We start from the raw sequence: 15,922 nt of genomic DNA on the forward strand, positions 1-15,922 counted from the left end.
ATCCGTGCGGGCGAAGACGCGCAAGTCTAGCGTTTGTGCGGGCGCGGACGCTTGCGGGCGGCTGACTAGAGCCTGTTAACGCTATTGGGATAGGCCCTAGACTGTCCCGACGCGGCCGCGCATGTCATTCTGCCGGCTTGAAGCGACGTCCACGCCCCCTGTCGACCGCCGCCTCGATGATGGCCGGCCTGATCGCTGCGGCGCTGCTCGCGGCGGCCGGCTGCACGCGCCCGCAACCGCCGTTCGCGCAGCTGGCCGGACTGCTGCTGGATTCGCAGTTGGACGAAATCAGCGGCTTGGCGGCGTCGCACCGGCACAGCGACGTGCTCTGGCTGCTGGACGACGGCGGCAATCCGGCGCGGCTGTTCGCGGTCAGCCGCCGTGGGCGCAAGCTCGCCACCGTCGCCGTGGAAGGCGTGACCAAGACCGACTGGGAAGACCTGGCCGCGTTCGACTTGGACGGCCGTCGTTACCTGCTGATCGCCGACACCGGCGACAACGGCGGCCTACGCAAGACGCTGCAATTGCACATCGTGGAAGAACCCGCGCGGGTCGAGGACGGCGCGCTGCGTCCGGCCTGGTCGATCGCATTCCGCTGGCCGGACGGCGCACGAGATGCCGAAGCGGTGGCGGTGGATGCGGTGCGCGGCGAAATCCTGCTGATCAGCAAGAAGCGGCAACCGCCGGAATTGTTCGTGCTCCCGCTGCAGCCCGCCAGCGGATTGCAGACCGCGCGTCTGATCGGCCGCTTGGCAGGCGTGCCGCAAGCCAGCGCCGAGGACCAGCGCGAGAACGCGGCGCTCGCGCGGCGGCGCAGCCAGATCACCGCCGCCGCGGTATCGCCGGACCGGCGCACGCTGGCCGTGCTGACTTATCACGACCTGCTCCTGTACCCGCGTCGCGGCGAAGAAAGCTGGGCCCGTGCCGTGACCCACAAGCCGAAAAGCCATGAACTGCCCTGGCTGCCGCAACCCGAGGCCCTGGATTGGGCCCGCAACGGCCGTGCGCTGTACGCCACCGGCGAATTCGCGCCGGCGCCGTTGGTCTACCTGCAGCCCTGAGGCCCGGCTTTTGTAGGAGCGGCTTCAGCCGCGAGCTCTTGATCTCGCTGGCGGGCGAGAAAGCTCGCGGCTGAAGCCGCTCTACGAAGAGCGGGCAACCGCTCATCGGCAGCCTCTTGCAAAATAGATATCATTTTGATATCACTATTTCACGGCCATTCGGCCGCATCCGCGAGAAACGCGTCATGAAAGAGAATCCGCTCCGTTCCGCCGCCGGCATTCCGGTCCTGCTGGGCCTGCTCGCCGCCGAAGCCGTCTGCGCCTGGCTGCTGTTCCACGGCATCCAGACCGGTCGGCCGATGCTTGTCGTCTTCGGCATCGTATTGGGCCTGGCGACGGCGTTCTGCCTGCTCGGGCTGTATATGGTCGAGCCCAACCAAGCCGCGGTGGTGAGCCTGTTCGGCAAGTACGTGGGCACGGTCAAGGAGAACGGCCTGCGCTGGAACAACCCCTTCTACGCCAAGAAGAAGGTCAGCCAGCGCGTGCGCAACTTCGAAAGCGGCAAGCTGAAAGTCAACGAACTCGACGGCAGCCCGATCGAAATCGCCGCGGTGATCGTGTGGCAAGTGGTGGATTCGGCCGAGGCCGTCTACAACGTCGACGATTACGAAGGCTTCGTGCACATCCAATCCGAGTCCGCATTGCGCGCGATGGCCACCAGCTATCCGTACGACCAGCACGAGGAAGGCCAGATCGCGCTGCGCAGCCATCCAGTGGAAATCTCGCAGCATTTGAAGGACCAGCTCGACGAACGCCTGGCCGATGCCGGCGTGACCGTGATCGACGCGCGCATCAGCCACCTCGCCTATGCGCCGGAAATCGCCCAGGCCATGCTGCAGCGCCAGCAAGCCAATGCCGTGGTCGCGGCCCGTACGCGCATCGTGTTCGGCGCGGTCAGCATGGTCGAAATGGCGCTCGAGCAGCTCAAGGAAAAGGGCGTGGTCGAGCTCGACGAAGAGCGTCGCGCCGCGATGGTCAGCAACCTGCTGGTGGTGCTGTGCTCCGACCGCCCCACCCAACCGATCGTCAACACCGGCTCGTTGTACTGAGCGCGACGTGGCCGATAAGAAAGCCTACCCGCTGCGCATCAACGCCGACGTGCTGGCCGCGGCGCAGCGTTGGGCAGACGACGAATTGCGCAGCCTGAACGCGCAGATCGAATACGTGCTGCGCGACGCGCTGCGCAAGGCCGGGCGTTTACCGAAATCGGAACGCGAAAAAGGCGAGGAGAACGAGTCATGAGCAAGCGCTGGACCTATCTGACCGTAGAAGTCAAAACGAGCATCACCTGGACCGGTACGATCAAGCGCGACAAGCTGCAAGAAGAACTCAACCGGCACGGCGCGCAAGGCTGGGAGCTGGTCAACGTCATCATGGCGAACACCCTCGTTCCGGCGGTGCTGGTGTTCAAGAAAGAAACCTGACGCATTCCGACAAGGAGACTTCGATGCTGCACATCGTCCATCTGCTCGAACGCCGTTTCCCGAACGGCTCCGCACGCAACGTCGCGGCGCTGGCCCTGCTTTCCGCCAGCGCGCTGGCCATCGGCGTGGGCCTGCTGCTGCAGTGAGCGCACGATCTTCCCTTCGGAAGCGGAACGCGAGCCGCGAATTCGCCGTCCACCCGGCCGGCCCGTACGCGTTCTTGCCGCTCGGCATCGGCTTCGCCGCCGGCGTGATCGGCACTATCGTCGTCATGTCGCGCGGCGAGTATCTGATGGCATGGATGCTGCCGATCCTGCTGTTGTTCGCAGGCGTGTTCACCTTCGCGTTCCGCCGCCTGCGCGTCGGCTTGGAAGCGGGAACGCTCACCATTGCGGCCGGCTTCAATACGCGGCGCGTCGCCGTCGGCGATCTGGACCTGGACGGCGCGCGCATCGTCGACCTGCGCGAGCGCACCGAATTCAAGCCGATGCTCAAGACGATGGGCACCGCCCTGCCCGGCTACGCCACCGGCCATTTCCGGTTGCGCAACCGCAGCAAGGCCTTCTTGATGCTCACCGACCGCACGCGGGTGCTGGTATTGCCGGAAAAATCCGGCAGGACGCTGCTGTTGAGCCTGCAGCAACCGCAGGCCTTGCTGGATGCGTTGCGAAGGAAAGGAAACTAACCCTACCCGACGACCGGAGGATCCCATGGACAGTCGGATACGCCATTTCGTGTCGATTTCGACCGCGGCATTCGCATTGGTCGCGCTCGTGCAACTGGTGCGCGCGCTGACCGGCTTCGCGGTCCAGCTCGGCCCTTATCCGGTACCGGTGGCGGCCTCGTGGCTGATCTTCATCGCCGCAGGCGCGCTGGCGTTCTGGGGCGCGCGCATGCTGCGCCGCGGCTGAGAGTCGCGAAGCGCGATCCGCGGACGTGGCGGCTGCGCGCGGCAGCCGTTAATCTGCGCGCATGCGCAGCACCGGCCACTGGCTGATCAACACCGCCGACATCGAAATCTGGCCGGGCGGCCTGCTGCGCGCGCGCGCCAACCGCGACGCGCGCGCCCTCGCCCGCGCGCGCCACGTGCTGCGCCGCAAGCGCGACGGCCGCTACCTGGCCGCCGACCTGCCCGAAGGCCTGCTGCCGCTGGTACAGCGGCTGATGCGCGAACCGGGCGTCGACGAAGCGCTCGATGCGCTGGAAAGCGTTGCCGAGCCTTGCCGCATGGGCCTGGACGTGGTCGGCGAACTCCCGCTCGCGCAATTGCTCGAACGGCTGGAATCGCTCGGCCTGGACGAGGGCTACGGCGAACGCACCGGCCTGCCGCTGGTCGCCGAACCCGATCGGCTGGCGCTGGCCGGCTTCGACCGTTACCGCAGGCCGCTTTGGCTGCATCCGCAGGCCGCGCGCGCCTGGAACGCGATGCGCGAAGGAGCCTATCGCGACGGCATCGTGCTGGAAGCGATCTCCGGCTACCGGAGCCACGACTACCAGCTCGGCATCTTCGAGCGCAAACTCGCACGCGGCCTGACCGTGGACGATATCCTCGCCGTCAACGCGGCGCCCGGCTACTCCGAACACCATTCCGGCCGCGCGCTCGACATCGGCGCGCCCGACGAACCGCCCGCGGAGGAATCGTTCGAAGACACCGCCGCGTTCGGCTGGCTGGGCGCGAAGGCCGGCGACTACGGTTTCGCGATGAGCTATCCGCGCGGCAATCCGCATGGCATCGTTTACGAGCCGTGGCACTGGTACTGCCGCCTTCCAGGCGAATAGATTTCCGCTTCGCGGCGCACGTGGCCGAGACCCGACAGGACGATGCCGAGTGTTCGAGATCCTATTTCACCTCATCGGCGAGTTCTTGTTGCAGGCGGTGATCGAAGTATTCGTCGAGCTCGGCTTCCATTCGTTGAAAGAGCCCTTCAAACGTCCTCCCAACCCATGGCTCGCCGCCTTCGGCTATGCGATCTTCGGCGCGGCGCTGGGCGCAGCGAGCCTGTTCTTGTTCCCGGAGCATTTCATGCCCTCCGGCACCTGGCGCCTCGCCAACCTGATCGCGACGCCTATCGCCGCAGGTTTATTGATGGCAGCGTTCGGCGCATGGCGGGCAAGGCGCGGACAAGCCGTTTTCCGCATCGATCGGTTCTCGTACGGTTATCTTTTCGCACTGTCGCTGGCGCTGGTGCGCTATCAGTTCGCGAACTGACGCCGCCCATGCAAAACGTTCTTTTCGTGTGCAGCCAGAACCGTCGGCGCAGCCCTACCGCCGAGCAAGTGTTCACCGACTGGCCCGGCGTCGAGACTTCGTCCGCCGGACTCAACAACGATGCGGAAAATCCATTGACTCCCGAACTGGTGGCATGGGCGCACACGATGCGCGCATCGCTCGAAGCTGTCGGCGAAGTTCAAGGCCCAACTGGACGGCAAGCGGGTGATCTGCCTCGACATCCCGGACGAGTTCGCTTACATGGATTCGGAACTCGTGCGCCTGCTCGAGGCCCGGGTTCCGCGCCACTTGCCTGCGCCCCGAAACATGGCCTAGCCTCCGAACCGGCTGCATGGCCATATTTTTTGTCGTTCTGCGTCCAATAGAGTCGAATCGGCATTGCCTGCCGGAGGACAGCATGGTCTGCGAACATCTTTCGACCGTAGAAGGCGCCCTGCTCGATTGCGGCATCGCAATAACGTTCCGCGGACAGGCCTGGTCCGAGAACTGCCGCGAGTGGGTTTACTTCGACGGCTATCTCGACACGCGCCGCATACGCGAACGCTTCGGCTTGCCGGAAGCCGTACGCGACCACACCCATCGCGGCACCCACGACGGCCAGGAACACGGCCTGGTCTGCGATCTGTGCCACGATGCGCTGATGGGCCTGCCCGATCCTGTCGCCGGCAAGCCCGTATTCCCAGGCCCGGAAACGCACGGCGCATCGGAGGTCGCATGAGGCAGGCGGTGATGATTCTGGTAGGCGCTGAAGCGCTGCTGCTGGCGCTGGGCCTGCTGAAGCTCTGGTTGACCGGAGTGAAGAGCGATGCGGCCGGACAAGGCATGGCCTACGCCTACGTCGCCATCGGCACGATCCTGGCCTTGCTGCTGATGGCGCCGGCATTCGCGATGGCCTATTACGGCAAATTGCCATGGCTGGCGCTGGCGCTGGCGGTCATCGCAGCCCTGTTCGTGCTGATCGTCGTGGTGGGTGCGTTGGTGGGCTAACCGACAGCGATGAGCGACGAACCGGACATCGAATACGAGGACGCGCCGACCGTCGTCGAACTCAGCGGCAACGAGCAGCAGGCCGATGCGGCCACCGTCGCCGGCGCCTGCGCCCTTTTGCGTCTGTACACCTCCAAGGAATATCTCGTCGAGTCGGCGACGCTGTTCGGCCGGCTGTGCGACGCGTTCGAACGATGGCCGCAGGCCCATGAACGGCTCGGCGATTTCACGTTGGCCGAATGGACGGCCGCCTTGCGCGAACAGCGTGCGGCTTTCGAACGCGGCATGGCGTTACTGGACGCGGGCTACACCGCGGCGGCGTATGCGGCGATCGCGCTGGCGACCCGGGACGGACTGGAGCCGACCGACCCGCGCGACGAACGCCATTTCTCGCTGCGTTTCGCCGCCGAGGAAATCGGCCCGCCGCTCGATGGCATCGCCGAAAAGCTGGGGGGCATGGCCGGCCGCATCAGCACCACGCTGGCCGCGCGATGGTCCTATCAGACGCTGTTGGCCGACGCGCCGCCGCAGGAAAGCGGGCCCGCGCCGGCACCCGACGACGCGCTCGTCGTCGAAACCGACGAACTTGTGCCCAAGACCGGCGTTTGGGTGCCGACGACCATCCGCTACGGCTGCCCGAACTTCCTGATCGCCGGCCAGCCGGCGGCGCCGATGACGCGTGCCGAGACCCGCTACGACTATGCCGCGTCCGACGGCGGCGGATCGGAGCCGCCGCGCGCGGCGTGGAGCGCCTACGACTATGTCGAGGAGCCCACCGCCTGGCGCCTGGTCTGGTACGACACGCGCTACCGCGCCGGCGCGATAGGTTCCTGATGGCGCCCGGCATCGCGATCCGGTTGTTGACGCCTGCGGATGCGGAGGCGTTGGTTTCGGCCGCGCCAGGAGTGTTCGACCACGAAGTCGATCCCGCACTGGCGGCCGAATTCCTGTCCGACCCGCGCCACCATATGGCCACGGCTTTCGATGGGCCCACGGTCGTCGGCATGGCATCGGCCGTGCATTACGTGCATCCGGACAAGCCTGCCGAAATGTGGGTCAACGAAGTGGGCGTCGCGCCGACCCACGAGGGCCGCGGATTGGGCCGCGCGATGCTGCGTGCGCTATTCGAACGCGCCCGCGCGCTCGGCTGCCGGGAGGCCTGGGTCTGCACCGAGCGCGACAACCGCGCCGCGCGCCGGATGTACGCCGCGGTCGGCGGCGCCGAACAGGAGATGGTGTACGTCACCTTCGCGCTCGACGACGAGCGCACGCTTGCATAGCCTCTTTTCTGTAGGAGCGGCTTTTGTGGGAGCGGCTTCAGCCGCGAGCTCTTGCTCTTAGCTGTCATCCCGAGCGTAGCGAGGGATGACAAGAAAAAAGCTCGCGGCTGAAGCCGCTCCCACAAAAGCCGCTCCCACAAAAGCCGCTCCCGCAAAACACTCCGCTAGTCCTGCGAGCGCTTGGTCGGCGTCTTGGCTTTGACCGCCGCATCGGCGATCCGCCACAGATACATGCTGGCGTAGGTGCGGTACGGTCCCCAGCGTTCGCCGCGCGCGACCAGTTCCTTCGGCGTAGGCATCTCATCGAGCTTGTCGACCGTCTGCGCGCCTTTGCGGATGCCCAGATCGTCGACCGGCAGCACGTCCGCGCGGCCCAGGCGGAACATCAACATCATCTCGACGGTCCAGCGGCCGATGCCGCGGATCGGTACCAGCGCGGCGACGATCTCGTCCTCGGCCATGGTCGACATGCGGCGCAGGTCGGGGATTTCGCCTTGCGATTCGCGCAAAGCCAGATCGCGCAAAGCCAGCGTCTTGTTGCCCGATACGCCGCAGGCGCGCAGGGCCGCATCGTCGATGCGCGCGAGCGTGTCGCAATGGAAGCGTTCGCTTCCGATCGCCGTCTCGACGCGGCCGACGATCGTCGCCGCAGCCTTGCCGCTGAGCTGCTGGTACAGGATCGCGCGCGCCAGCGCGTCGACCGGATCGAAGCGTTTGCGCCAGCGCGGATCGGCTTCGATCGGGCCGAGTCGCTTCATCCAGGCGCCGAGCTTGCGGTCGCGGCGCGACAGGTGCTCGAACGCCGCTTCGGTATCGAATCCGCGCGTATGACGGGGCATGTCAGCGCCTCGCCGCATCGACGGCGTACAGCAACCAGCCCGCGATCAGCAGACAGCCGCCGAACGGCGCCAGCGTGGTCGGCCATTGCGCGAGCACATTGAACGCGAGGCTGCCGGAGAACAGCAGCACGCCTGCGTAGAGCATCGCCAATCCGAAACGGGCGGGCATGCGTTGGGATTGCCGCGACAGGGCGGCCAGCGCCACGCCATGGCCGAAGGCGAACAACGCCGCGGTCTGCAGCCGCGCCTGCGCCGGCCCCTGCACGGCATGCGCCGCGTACGCGGACAAAGCGACCGCTGCAGCGGCGTACACGGCGCCGTTGGCGGCCAGCCAACGGCCCGGCTTGCGATCGGAGTCGATCATCGTCATGAGGCGCCCGTGCGTATCCGTGATTCCCAAACGCAACGCGCCGCGGGATGAGCGCGGCGCGTGCGAAGCGTGTGCGGCGTGGAGCGGAGCTTACTTGATCCGCCAGTAGACCTCGAACTGGCCGTCCGCGCCGAACGAATCGGTCACGCCGCTCTTGTAGATCTCGAACGCGCGGTCGGTGACTTCGTAACCCTGGGTCAGCGCCCAGGCGCGCAGCGCGTTGCGCACGTTCTCCAGCTCCGGCATGAAACCGGTATAGCTGGCATGCGCGTAACGGCCCGGCTGGGTGCGGATGTACTTCACCGGGCCCTGCATGGTCAGCGTCAGCTCGGGCTGCGCGCCGGCGTCGACCGGTGCGACGGCCGGGGTCGGCGTCGTCGCGGCATCGGCCTCGCCTTCTTCGTCCGCCTTGGGCTTGGCGTCGGCCGCAGGCGCCGGGCCGCCTTTGCGGACCGGTTGGGCGACGTCGAAGTTGTAGGTGACGCGGCCCAGATCGTTGGTGATGATGCGCATCGGACCGGCCGGCTGCAGGCCGTTGGCGGCCATGGTGCGCTTGATCCATTCCATGTTCGCGTTCATCGACGCCTGGATCGGCTCGTTGCCGCGCTGGATGGCGCCGGAATTGACGAACAGGATGTCTTCGGCCGGCAGTTCGACCACGCCCAGGTTGGCCAGCTTGCTGCCGGATACGGCGTAGTCGACGTTGGGCACGGTCGCCAGCACGTTGGTCAGGCGGCCCAGGCCCATCTTCATGTCGTCGCCGACGTAGCGGCTGACGTACATGCCGGAATAGCGGCCGAGGATGTTCCAACCGTAGTCCACATCGTAGATCTGGGTGATTTCGACGTTGCGGTTGTTGCGGCCGGTGGGCTCGAGCCTGAAGGTGAAGCGCTTGTTGTGGCCGCGCTCCGGATTTTCCACCGCATAGGTGATCTGGCGCTTCGGCACGCTCTCGGTGATCGTCCAGCTGCCTTCGCCCAAACCCTTTTCTTGCGAGGAATAATCCAACCGCGCGCCGACGCCGGACGGCGGGCCGGACAGTTTCAGTTGCAGGCGCGGATCGCGCAGCACCAGCGGGTTCCAGTCGTCGAAGCGGCGCAAGCTGTTCAGCGTGTCGAACACGATGGTCAGTTTGCGGTTGGTCTCGGTCTTCTCGACCAGATGACGCGAAGACGGCAACAGCAGACCGACGATCAGGAACAGTACGGCCACGATCGCCAGCGAAATCAGGAACTCGATAACACGGGTCATTCAGGGTTCTCCAGAGCTGGCCGGGGCCAGGCGCGGGTCAGGTCGCGAATTTCGCATCGTAACAAACAGACCCGCGATCGGGCGAGCGACTTCGACGCGGCCGGCACGATTCGGCAGTCGCCAACCGATTTTCCCTCTCCCCTTTGCGGGAGAGGGACAGGCCGAAGGCCAGGGAGAGGGGCCGGCTTTTCGCGCGGCTTCGCACTCGCGGCCGCAATTGGCCCTTGACCTTTTCGAAAATTTAACGCAGCGCGGAATGCGTGCTGTCCCTTCTCCCATCGGGAGAAGGTGGCGCGGCAGCGCCGGATGAGGGTTCGGCGCGAGCACGGCACAGCCATCGCACACCGTACCCTCATCCGCCCTTCGGGCACCTTTCTCCCGAAGGGAGAAGGAAGTGCGAAGGCGCGCCGCTAGACCAGTTGCAACTCGAACGCCTTCAGCACCGCCCGGGTGCGGTCGCGCACGCCCAACTTGGAAAGAATGTTGGAGACGTGGTTCTTGATGGTGCCTTCGGCCACGCCCAGCGAATTGGCGATCTCCTTGTTGGAGAAGCCGCTGGCCATCAGCCGCAGGATTTCGGTCTCGCGGTCGGTGAGCGGATCGGGCCGGTCCAGGCTGACGAACTCGTTGCGCATGTGCTCCAGGCCCGACAGCAGGCGCTGGGTGACGGCCGGCTGCACCAGCGAGCCGCCTTCGGCCACGGTCTGGATCGCGCCGACCAGCTGCTCCAGCGACACGTCCTTCAGCAAATAGCCCTTGGCCCCGGCTTTGAGGCCGGCCAGCACCAGCTGGTCGTCGTCGAAGGTGGTCAGGATGATGGTCGGCGGCAGGGCGTTGGCCCGCGACAGGGCCTGCAACGCTTCCAGGCCGGACATGGTCGGCATGCGCATGTCCATCAGCACCACGTCGGGGCGGATCTGCGGGATCAGCTCCACCGCCTGTTTGCCGTCGGCCGCTTCGGCCACGACTTCGATGCCGTCGGCGAGCGCCAGCAGCGAGCGGATGCCCTGGCGCACCAGGGTTTGGTCGTCGACCAGGCAGACACGGATCATGCGGGAACTCCTTCGGCGATGCTCTGGACGGTATTGGCGGGCAGGCAGACGCGCAGCCGGAAGCCTTGCCCTGGGTGCGATTCCACCTGCAACGTGCCTTGGTATTGCTGCAGGCGCTCGCGCATGCCGCGCAAGCCGTTGCCGGGCAGGATGATTTCGACGCCGTCGCCGTCGTCGCGGGCTTCGATCGATATCTGGCCTTCTTCGCGGTGCACGCCGATCCACAGTTTGCCGGCATTGGCGTGGCGCACGGTATTGGTGATGATTTCCTGCGTGCAGCGCAGCAGCACGTGAGCGCGTTCCGGGTCGTCCATGGTCAGCGGCTCGTCGATCTGCATTTCGATGTCCAACGCCGGCACGTTCTCCGCCAGCGGCCGCAACGCCGCGCCGACGTCGATCGCGCCGCCTTCGCGCAGCTGGCTGACGGCTTCGCGCACGTCGGTCAACAACAGCCGTGCCAAGGTATGGGCTTGGCGCACGTGTTCCTGCGCCTTGCCTTCGGACAGGTGGCTGGCCACTTCCAGGTTCAGGCTCAGCGCGGTCAGATGGTGGCCGAGCAGATCGTGCAGCTCGCGCGAGATGCGGGTGCGCTCGTTGACGCGGGCGCTTTCGGCCAGCAGCGCCCGGGTGGCGCGCAATTCGGAATTGAGCCGGCGCTGGTCGTCGCGGGCCTGCGCCTGCTGGCGGGCGACCAGGCTGGTGACGAAGATGAAGCCGCAAAAGCCGGCGTACAACGCCGATTGCAGTATCGCGGAGGCCAGGTCGAACTCCAGGCCCATCACGTAGACGGGCGCTATCGCGAACTGGCTGAGCAGCAACACCGCGATGCCCAGCGACAACGGCAATAGCCAAGGCAAGACGCAGGCCACCACCATCAGCAGGATGCTGCCCAGGCCGCTCAGGCTGTAATAGCTGACCGCGATCGCCGAACCGGTCAGCATCAGCAGCAGCAAATAGTCGGCGCGACGGATGCGGCGGCCGTCCATGGCGCGGGTCAGCCAGACATAGAGCGCGCCGAACACCGCATAGGCCATCCAGCCCTGCCAGTTCATCTGCGGCGCCTGGGAGGCGTCCTGGGCGCCCCCCAAGAAGAGGGCGGTATAAATCAAGGGCACGCCCACCAGAGCCCAGGTGAAGAGGCCGGCGTAGCGCAGCAAACGGGTATGGCTGAGGCGCCCGAACATGGCGCCATCTTAGGCCCAATACGGCGCCGGCCGTACGCACCGAAAGTCATGTTCCAGCCGGCTTCGGCATGCCCAGGGCGGCCCGCCCATGCGATAATCCGCCCCAAGGTCGCGCCGACGGCCGCCGAATTGCAGTACGAAGCAGCACGAACAAGAACAAAACGGAGTCAGTAATGTCGATTGTTGTCCGCGACGTGCGCGAGCACGAGCTGGATTCCGTCCTTGCCCTCAACAACGCCGCCGGCCCCGCCATCCTGCCGCTCGATGCGGCCAAGCTGCGGCAGTTCTACGACTCCGCCGAATATTTCCGCGTCGCCGAGCGCGACGGCAACCTGTCGGGCTTCCTGGTCGGCTTCGGTTCCGAGGCGCAGCACGACAGCAGCAATTTCGCGTGGTTCCGCGAGCGCTTCCCGAGCTTCTTCTACATCGACCGCATCGTGGTGGCCAGCCGGCGCCGCGGCGGCGGCGTCGGCCGCGCGCTGTACGCCGATGTGCAGAGCTATGCCGAACTGCGTTGCCCGCAACTGGCCTGCGAAGTGTTCCTCGACCACGGCGCGGATCCCGCCCTGCTCTTCCACGGCAGCTTCGGCTTCCGCGAGGTCGGCCAGAACGTGATGCCCGACGTCGGCGTCCGCGCCAGCATGCTGATGAAGGAACTGTGCAGCTACGCCTGGGTGCGCGACACCTACGGCGACGCGCTGCCGGAAGTGCCCTGGACCGGCCAGTCGCGCCGCGTCGCGCGCGCCGAACAGCGGCCGACGGGCACCTGACATGGCGGCCGCGCAGATCGACTACGCCCAGGCCGGCGAACTCAAGATTGGCCAGGTCGGCATCGCCAACCTGCGCGTGCGCACGCTCGACGTGGCGCAACTGGCGCAGGAAATGCGCGAACGCGTGCAGCGCGCGCCGAAGCTGTTCGAACGCGCGGCGGTGATCGTCGACTTCGGCGGCCTGGCGCAAACGCCGGACGCCGCCATAGCTCGCGCGCTGCTGGATGCGCTGCGCGGCGCAGGCGTGATACCGGTGGCGCTGGCTTACGGCAGCAGCGACAACGAAAAACTCGCGGTCGAACTCGGCCTGCCGCTGTTGTCCAAGTTCCGCGCGCAGTACGAAACGCCAGGCGGAGCGCCGACGGAGCCGCCGACAGCGCCCGCCGCGCGCCGCGACCATGCCGCCGCAGACGCCCCGCCCGCAAAAGCGGCTGCCGCAGCGCCCGCGCCGCACGGCGGCCAGCCCGGCATGATCCAGACAGCGCCGGTGCGGTCGGGCCAGCAGATCTACGCCGACAACCGCGACCTGACCGTGCTCACCTCGGTCGGCGCCGGCGCCGAAGTGCTGGCCGACGGCTCGGTGCACATCTACGGCGCCCTGCGCGGCCGCGCCCTCGCCGGCGCGCAAGGCAACGAGAAGGCGCGCATCTTCTGCCGCGAATTCCACGCCGAACTGGTCGCGGTCGCCGGCCACTACAAAGTGCTCGAAGAAATCCCGAAGGAGTTGCGCGGCAAGGCCGTGCAGATCTGGCTCGAAAACGAGCAACTCAACATCGCCGCGCTTGATTAGGCGCATCAAAGGAGAAGTGTTTTGGCCGAAATCATCGTAGTCACCTCAGGCAAGGGCGGCGTAGGCAAGACCACCACCAGCGCGAGCCTGGCTTGCGGCCTGGCGCGCCACGGCAAGAAAGTGGCCGTGATCGACTTCGACGTGGGCCTGCGCAACCTGGACCTGATCATGGGCTGCGAGCGGCGCGTGGTGTACGACTTCGTCAACGTGATCCAGGGCGAGGCCTCGCTCAAGCAGGCGCTGATCAAGGACAAGCGCTTCGACACCCTGCACGTGCTGGCCGCCTCCCAGACCCGGGATAAAGACGCGCTGACCAAGGAAGGCGTGCAGAAGGTGCTCGACGACCTGGCCGAAGACGGCTTCGACTACATCGTCTGCGACTCGCCGGCCGGCATCGAGAAGGGCGCGTTCCTGGCGATGTATTTCGCCGACCAAGCGGTGGTCGTGGTCAATCCGGAAGTGTCCTCGGTGCGCGACTCGGACCGCATCCTCGGCCTGCTGGCGAGCAAGACGCGCCGCGCCGAGAACGGCGAGCGCGTCAAGGAACACCTGCTGCTGACCCGCTACAGCCCGCAACGCGTCGAAGGCGGCGAAATGCTGTCGATCGGCGACGTGGAGGAAGTGCTGGGCTTGAAGACCATCGGCGTGATTCCCGAATCGCCGGACGTGCTCAACGCATCGAACAAGGGCGAACCCGTGATCCTGGACATGGAATCCCCGGCCGGCCAGGCCTACGACGACGCCGTCGCGCGTCTTATGGGCGAATCCAGGCCCATGCGCTTCACCCAGTTCGAGAAAAAGGGCTTCTTCAGCAAGCTCTTCGGGGGTTGAGGGCATGGGACTCTTCGATTTCCTCAAGGCCAAGAAGAACACCGCCTCCATCGCCAAGGACCGCCTTCGCATCATCATCGCGCAGGAACGCACCTCGCACGGCGGACCGGATTACCTGCCGTTGCTGCGCCGCGAGCTGCTGGAAGTGATCCGCAAATACGTCAATGTCGACGTGGAAGCGGTGAAGGTCGACCTGGTCAAGGAAGGCGAGCACGACGTGCTCGACATCTCGGTGGCCCTGCCCGACGGCCGCGCCAGCGCGGCCTGAGCCGCTATTGATTTGTAGGAGCGGCTTCAGCCGCGAGCTTTTCGGTCAGCGCCATGGAACATCAAAAGCTCGCGGCTGAAGCCGCTCCTACAAAAGAACAAGACGGCGTGTTGCTGTTGCGCGACATCGCATTCGCCGACGCCGCCGCCCTGCTCGTCCGCTACGGCATCAAGCTCGCGCGCGTCGACGACGGCGCACCGATCCCCGGCAGTTTCTGGGGCGAACCCGAAGCGGGCTTGATCGGCGACACCGTCTACGCCCGCAACGACACGCCGGTGCATTCGCTGCTGCACGAGGCCGCGCACCTGATCGTGCTGCCGCCCGAACGCCGTGCGCAGGTGCATACCGATGCCACCGATTCTGTGGAGGAAGAAGACGCCGTCTGCGTATTGCAGTCGCTGCTCGCCGACGTCCTGCCTGGCGTCGGCAGCCCGCGCGTACTGGCCGACATGGACGCGTGGGGCTACACCTTCCGCCTCGGCAGCGCGCGCGCCTATGTGCAGCGGGATGCCGAGGCCGCCTGGTCCTGGCTCATCGCACGCGGCTTGGCGACCGAGGACCGTCGCCTGGCGCCGCCGCCAGCGGCTCCGTAGAGCGGAGCTTGCTCCGCTGCTTTTCGTAGGTGCGAATTCATTCGCACGCTCTATGCCGAAAGCGCAGAAGCGTGCGAATGAATTCGCACCTACAAGAGCGAAACATGAAGCGGCCCGTTGGGCGAGATCCGGGATCAGCCGCGTCGCGGCCGGCCGAACAGCTCGCGCAACTCGTCCTTGGCGGTCTCCAGTTTCTTGCGCCGCCGCGCCGGCAACCGCTTGCCGGCGCGGTTGGTGTAGAACGTCAGCATCGACATCGCCGAGCGGAAAGGTTCCGATTTGCGCCGCCGGCTGCGCTCGGCCGAACGCTTCAGCGAACGCGCGATCGCGGCGGGATCGTCCAATTCGAACACGCCCTCGCGCAGGTCCAGCGCGTCGCTGGTCTCGGTAACGCGCTGCGACCAACGCTCGCCGGACCGGCTCGCCTTCCGGGTGGCCATCGGCTCAGCCCTTGCGCTTGCGGGTCCGTGCCGCCTTCTTCGCCGCGGCCGAACGGGCGCTTGCGCCCTTGGTGCGCGCCGCTTTCTTGGCCGCGGCCGACCGGCTCGACGCCGTCCGCTTCTTGGCGGCCTTGCGCGCCTGGCGCGACAGTGCGGTCTTGGATGCGGCGCTGCGCCCCTCGCGCTTCAACGCTTTCTTGACCGCGGTCGAACGCTTCTTGGATACCTTCTTGCGCGGTTTCTTCGCGGCTGCGCTGTCCTGCGCGGCTTTCTTGCGGGTCGCCTTTTTCGCGCCTTTCTTGGCAGGCACTTTCACACCGGCCCGGCGCGCCTTGGACAAGCCGATCGCGATCGCCTGCTTGGCCGAACGCGCGCCGTGCTTGCCCTCGCGGACGTGCTCGATTTCTTCGTGGACGTATTCGCCCGCCTGCGTGCTGGGCGACTTGCCTTCGCGCTTGGCCTTGGCGGCGCGCTTCTTGGTGGTCTTGCTGGGCATCGGGGACTCCTGACTGCGGATGGGTCGTGGGCCCGTCCGCGGCGGTCCGCCAGACC

At 66.5% G+C, this 15,922-nt stretch carries 25 protein-coding genes and 1 pseudogene; 19 read left to right on the forward strand and 7 right to left on the reverse strand.

The window, feature by feature from the left end:
* The first annotated feature begins 137 nt into the window (after nucleotides 1–137).
* The 14 genes and pseudogenes from M2650_RS05615 to M2650_RS05675 all read left to right on the forward strand — a co-directional run bounded on the left by M2650_RS05615 (nucleotide 138) and on the right by M2650_RS05675 (nucleotide 6,982).
* A complete protein-coding gene (locus tag M2650_RS05615; RefSeq protein WP_249472314.1) occupies nucleotides 138–1,061 on the forward strand; it encodes a hypothetical protein in 924 nt (307 codons plus the stop codon).
* Between the two features lie 185 nt (nucleotides 1,062–1,246).
* Entirely contained in the window at nucleotides 1,247–2,110 is an 864-nt protein-coding gene (locus M2650_RS05620; RefSeq protein ID WP_249472317.1) for an SPFH domain-containing protein, read from the forward strand.
* A gap of 7 nt (nucleotides 2,111–2,117) precedes the next feature.
* A complete protein-coding gene (locus tag M2650_RS05625; RefSeq protein WP_249472320.1) occupies nucleotides 2,118–2,303 on the forward strand; it encodes a type II toxin-antitoxin system antitoxin in 186 nt (61 codons plus the stop codon).
* On the forward strand, nucleotides 2,300–2,485 hold the full coding sequence (locus tag M2650_RS05630) for a DUF4177 domain-containing protein (protein WP_249472322.1): 186 nt from the start codon (nucleotides 2,300–2,302) through the stop codon (nucleotides 2,483–2,485). Before M2650_RS05625 ends, M2650_RS05630 begins: the two co-directional genes overlap by 4 nt.
* Nucleotides 2,486–2,508: 23 nt before the next feature.
* Entirely contained in the window at nucleotides 2,509–2,631 is a 123-nt protein-coding gene (locus M2650_RS16380; RefSeq protein ID WP_283254622.1) for a hypothetical protein, read from the forward strand.
* Between the two features lie 74 nt (nucleotides 2,632–2,705).
* Nucleotides 2,706–3,170 (forward strand): PH domain-containing protein, encoded by a 465-nt coding sequence (locus M2650_RS05635; RefSeq protein ID WP_249472325.1) that lies wholly within the window; start codon nucleotides 2,706–2,708, stop codon nucleotides 3,168–3,170.
* Nucleotides 3,171–3,195: 25 nt separating this feature from the next.
* Nucleotides 3,196–3,396 carry a hypothetical protein gene (locus M2650_RS05640; protein WP_249472329.1) on the forward strand — a complete coding sequence of 67 codons (201 nt, stop codon included), beginning with the start codon at nucleotides 3,196–3,198 and terminating at the stop codon, nucleotides 3,394–3,396.
* Nucleotides 3,397–3,457: 61 nt separating this feature from the next.
* The gene (locus tag M2650_RS05645) at nucleotides 3,458–4,264 is read left to right on the forward strand and encodes a M15 family metallopeptidase (RefSeq protein WP_249472333.1); all 807 of its coding nucleotides are present in this window, start codon (nucleotides 3,458–3,460) and stop codon (nucleotides 4,262–4,264) included.
* 49 nt (nucleotides 4,265–4,313) lie between these two features.
* Entirely contained in the window at nucleotides 4,314–4,694 is a 381-nt protein-coding gene (locus M2650_RS05650) for a hypothetical protein (RefSeq protein WP_249472336.1), read from the forward strand.
* An 8-nt stretch (nucleotides 4,695–4,702) separates the two neighbouring features.
* Nucleotides 4,703–5,030 (forward strand): annotated as a pseudogene (locus M2650_RS05655) (low molecular weight protein tyrosine phosphatase family protein).
* Nucleotides 5,031–5,112: 82 nt separating this feature from the next.
* Complete coding sequence (locus M2650_RS05660) at nucleotides 5,113–5,433, forward strand: hypothetical protein (RefSeq protein WP_249472339.1); 321 nt, start codon at nucleotides 5,113–5,115, stop codon at nucleotides 5,431–5,433.
* 8 nt (nucleotides 5,434–5,441) lie between these two features.
* Complete coding sequence (locus M2650_RS05665) at nucleotides 5,442–5,702, forward strand: hypothetical protein (protein WP_249472342.1); 261 nt, start codon at nucleotides 5,442–5,444, stop codon at nucleotides 5,700–5,702.
* Between the two features lie 9 nt (nucleotides 5,703–5,711).
* The gene (locus tag M2650_RS05670) at nucleotides 5,712–6,536 is read left to right on the forward strand and encodes an Imm72 family immunity protein (RefSeq protein ID WP_249472346.1); all 825 of its coding nucleotides are present in this window, start codon (nucleotides 5,712–5,714) and stop codon (nucleotides 6,534–6,536) included.
* Entirely contained in the window at nucleotides 6,536–6,982 is a 447-nt protein-coding gene (locus tag M2650_RS05675; protein WP_249472347.1) for a GNAT family N-acetyltransferase, read from the forward strand. The genes M2650_RS05670 and M2650_RS05675 overlap by 1 nt, the downstream gene beginning before the upstream one ends.
* A 164-nt stretch (nucleotides 6,983–7,146) precedes the next feature.
* Here M2650_RS05675 and M2650_RS05680 read toward each other — a convergent pair whose 3' ends face one another.
* From M2650_RS05680 to M2650_RS05700, 5 genes are all read right to left on the reverse strand, one after another.
* Nucleotides 7,147–7,821, reverse strand: coding sequence for a DNA-3-methyladenine glycosylase family protein (locus M2650_RS05680; RefSeq protein WP_249472349.1), 675 nt, complete (start codon nucleotides 7,819–7,821; stop codon nucleotides 7,147–7,149).
* 1 nt (nucleotide 7,822) lies between these two features.
* A complete protein-coding gene (locus M2650_RS05685) occupies nucleotides 7,823–8,191 on the reverse strand; it encodes a DUF423 domain-containing protein (protein WP_425602504.1) in 369 nt (122 codons plus the stop codon).
* A gap of 90 nt (nucleotides 8,192–8,281) precedes the next feature.
* Nucleotides 8,282–9,442 (reverse strand): polyketide cyclase, encoded by a 1,161-nt coding sequence (locus M2650_RS05690; RefSeq protein ID WP_249472351.1) that lies wholly within the window; start codon nucleotides 9,440–9,442, stop codon nucleotides 8,282–8,284.
* Nucleotides 9,443–9,852: 410 nt separating this feature from the next.
* Nucleotides 9,853–10,494 carry a response regulator gene (locus M2650_RS05695; RefSeq protein WP_249472353.1) on the reverse strand — a complete coding sequence of 214 codons (642 nt, stop codon included), beginning with the start codon at nucleotides 10,492–10,494 and terminating at the stop codon, nucleotides 9,853–9,855.
* The gene (locus M2650_RS05700) at nucleotides 10,491–11,678 is read right to left on the reverse strand and encodes a sensor histidine kinase (protein ID WP_249472355.1); all 1,188 of its coding nucleotides are present in this window, start codon (nucleotides 11,676–11,678) and stop codon (nucleotides 10,491–10,493) included. The genes M2650_RS05695 and M2650_RS05700 overlap by 4 nt, the downstream gene beginning before the upstream one ends.
* A gap of 173 nt (nucleotides 11,679–11,851) precedes the next feature.
* Between M2650_RS05700 and M2650_RS05705 the strand changes: the two genes are divergently transcribed.
* From M2650_RS05705 to M2650_RS05725, 5 genes are read left to right on the forward strand one after another with little or no spacing between them, the layout of a single operon-like run.
* The gene (locus tag M2650_RS05705; RefSeq protein WP_249472357.1) at nucleotides 11,852–12,448 is read left to right on the forward strand and encodes a GNAT family N-acetyltransferase; all 597 of its coding nucleotides are present in this window, start codon (nucleotides 11,852–11,854) and stop codon (nucleotides 12,446–12,448) included.
* Between the two features lies 1 nt (nucleotide 12,449).
* On the forward strand, nucleotides 12,450–13,238 hold the full coding sequence (minC, locus tag M2650_RS05710) for a septum site-determining protein MinC (protein WP_249472359.1): 789 nt from the start codon (nucleotides 12,450–12,452) through the stop codon (nucleotides 13,236–13,238).
* A gap of 21 nt (nucleotides 13,239–13,259) precedes the next feature.
* Complete coding sequence (gene minD, locus M2650_RS05715) at nucleotides 13,260–14,069, forward strand: septum site-determining protein MinD (RefSeq protein ID WP_249472361.1); 810 nt, start codon at nucleotides 13,260–13,262, stop codon at nucleotides 14,067–14,069.
* A gap of 4 nt (nucleotides 14,070–14,073) precedes the next feature.
* The gene (minE, locus tag M2650_RS05720) at nucleotides 14,074–14,337 is read left to right on the forward strand and encodes a cell division topological specificity factor MinE (protein WP_249472362.1); all 264 of its coding nucleotides are present in this window, start codon (nucleotides 14,074–14,076) and stop codon (nucleotides 14,335–14,337) included.
* Between the two features lie 53 nt (nucleotides 14,338–14,390).
* Complete coding sequence (locus M2650_RS05725; RefSeq protein ID WP_249472363.1) at nucleotides 14,391–14,930, forward strand: hypothetical protein; 540 nt, start codon at nucleotides 14,391–14,393, stop codon at nucleotides 14,928–14,930.
* Nucleotides 14,931–15,064: 134 nt separating this feature from the next.
* Here the strand turns inward: M2650_RS05725 and M2650_RS05730 are convergent, their stop codons facing one another.
* Both M2650_RS05730 and M2650_RS05735 read right to left on the reverse strand, forming a co-directional pair.
* Nucleotides 15,065–15,370 (reverse strand): DUF3175 domain-containing protein, encoded by a 306-nt coding sequence (locus tag M2650_RS05730; protein ID WP_249472365.1) that lies wholly within the window; start codon nucleotides 15,368–15,370, stop codon nucleotides 15,065–15,067.
* Nucleotides 15,371–15,374: 4 nt separating this feature from the next.
* Entirely contained in the window at nucleotides 15,375–15,866 is a 492-nt protein-coding gene (locus tag M2650_RS05735; RefSeq protein ID WP_249472367.1) for a DUF6496 domain-containing protein, read from the reverse strand.
* Nucleotides 15,867–15,922 lie beyond the last annotated feature (56 nt).

Origin of the sequence: Luteimonas galliterrae, assembly GCF_023374055.1 — a bacterium.
Lineage (GTDB): Bacteria > Pseudomonadota > Gammaproteobacteria > Xanthomonadales > Xanthomonadaceae > Luteimonas_C > Luteimonas_C galliterrae.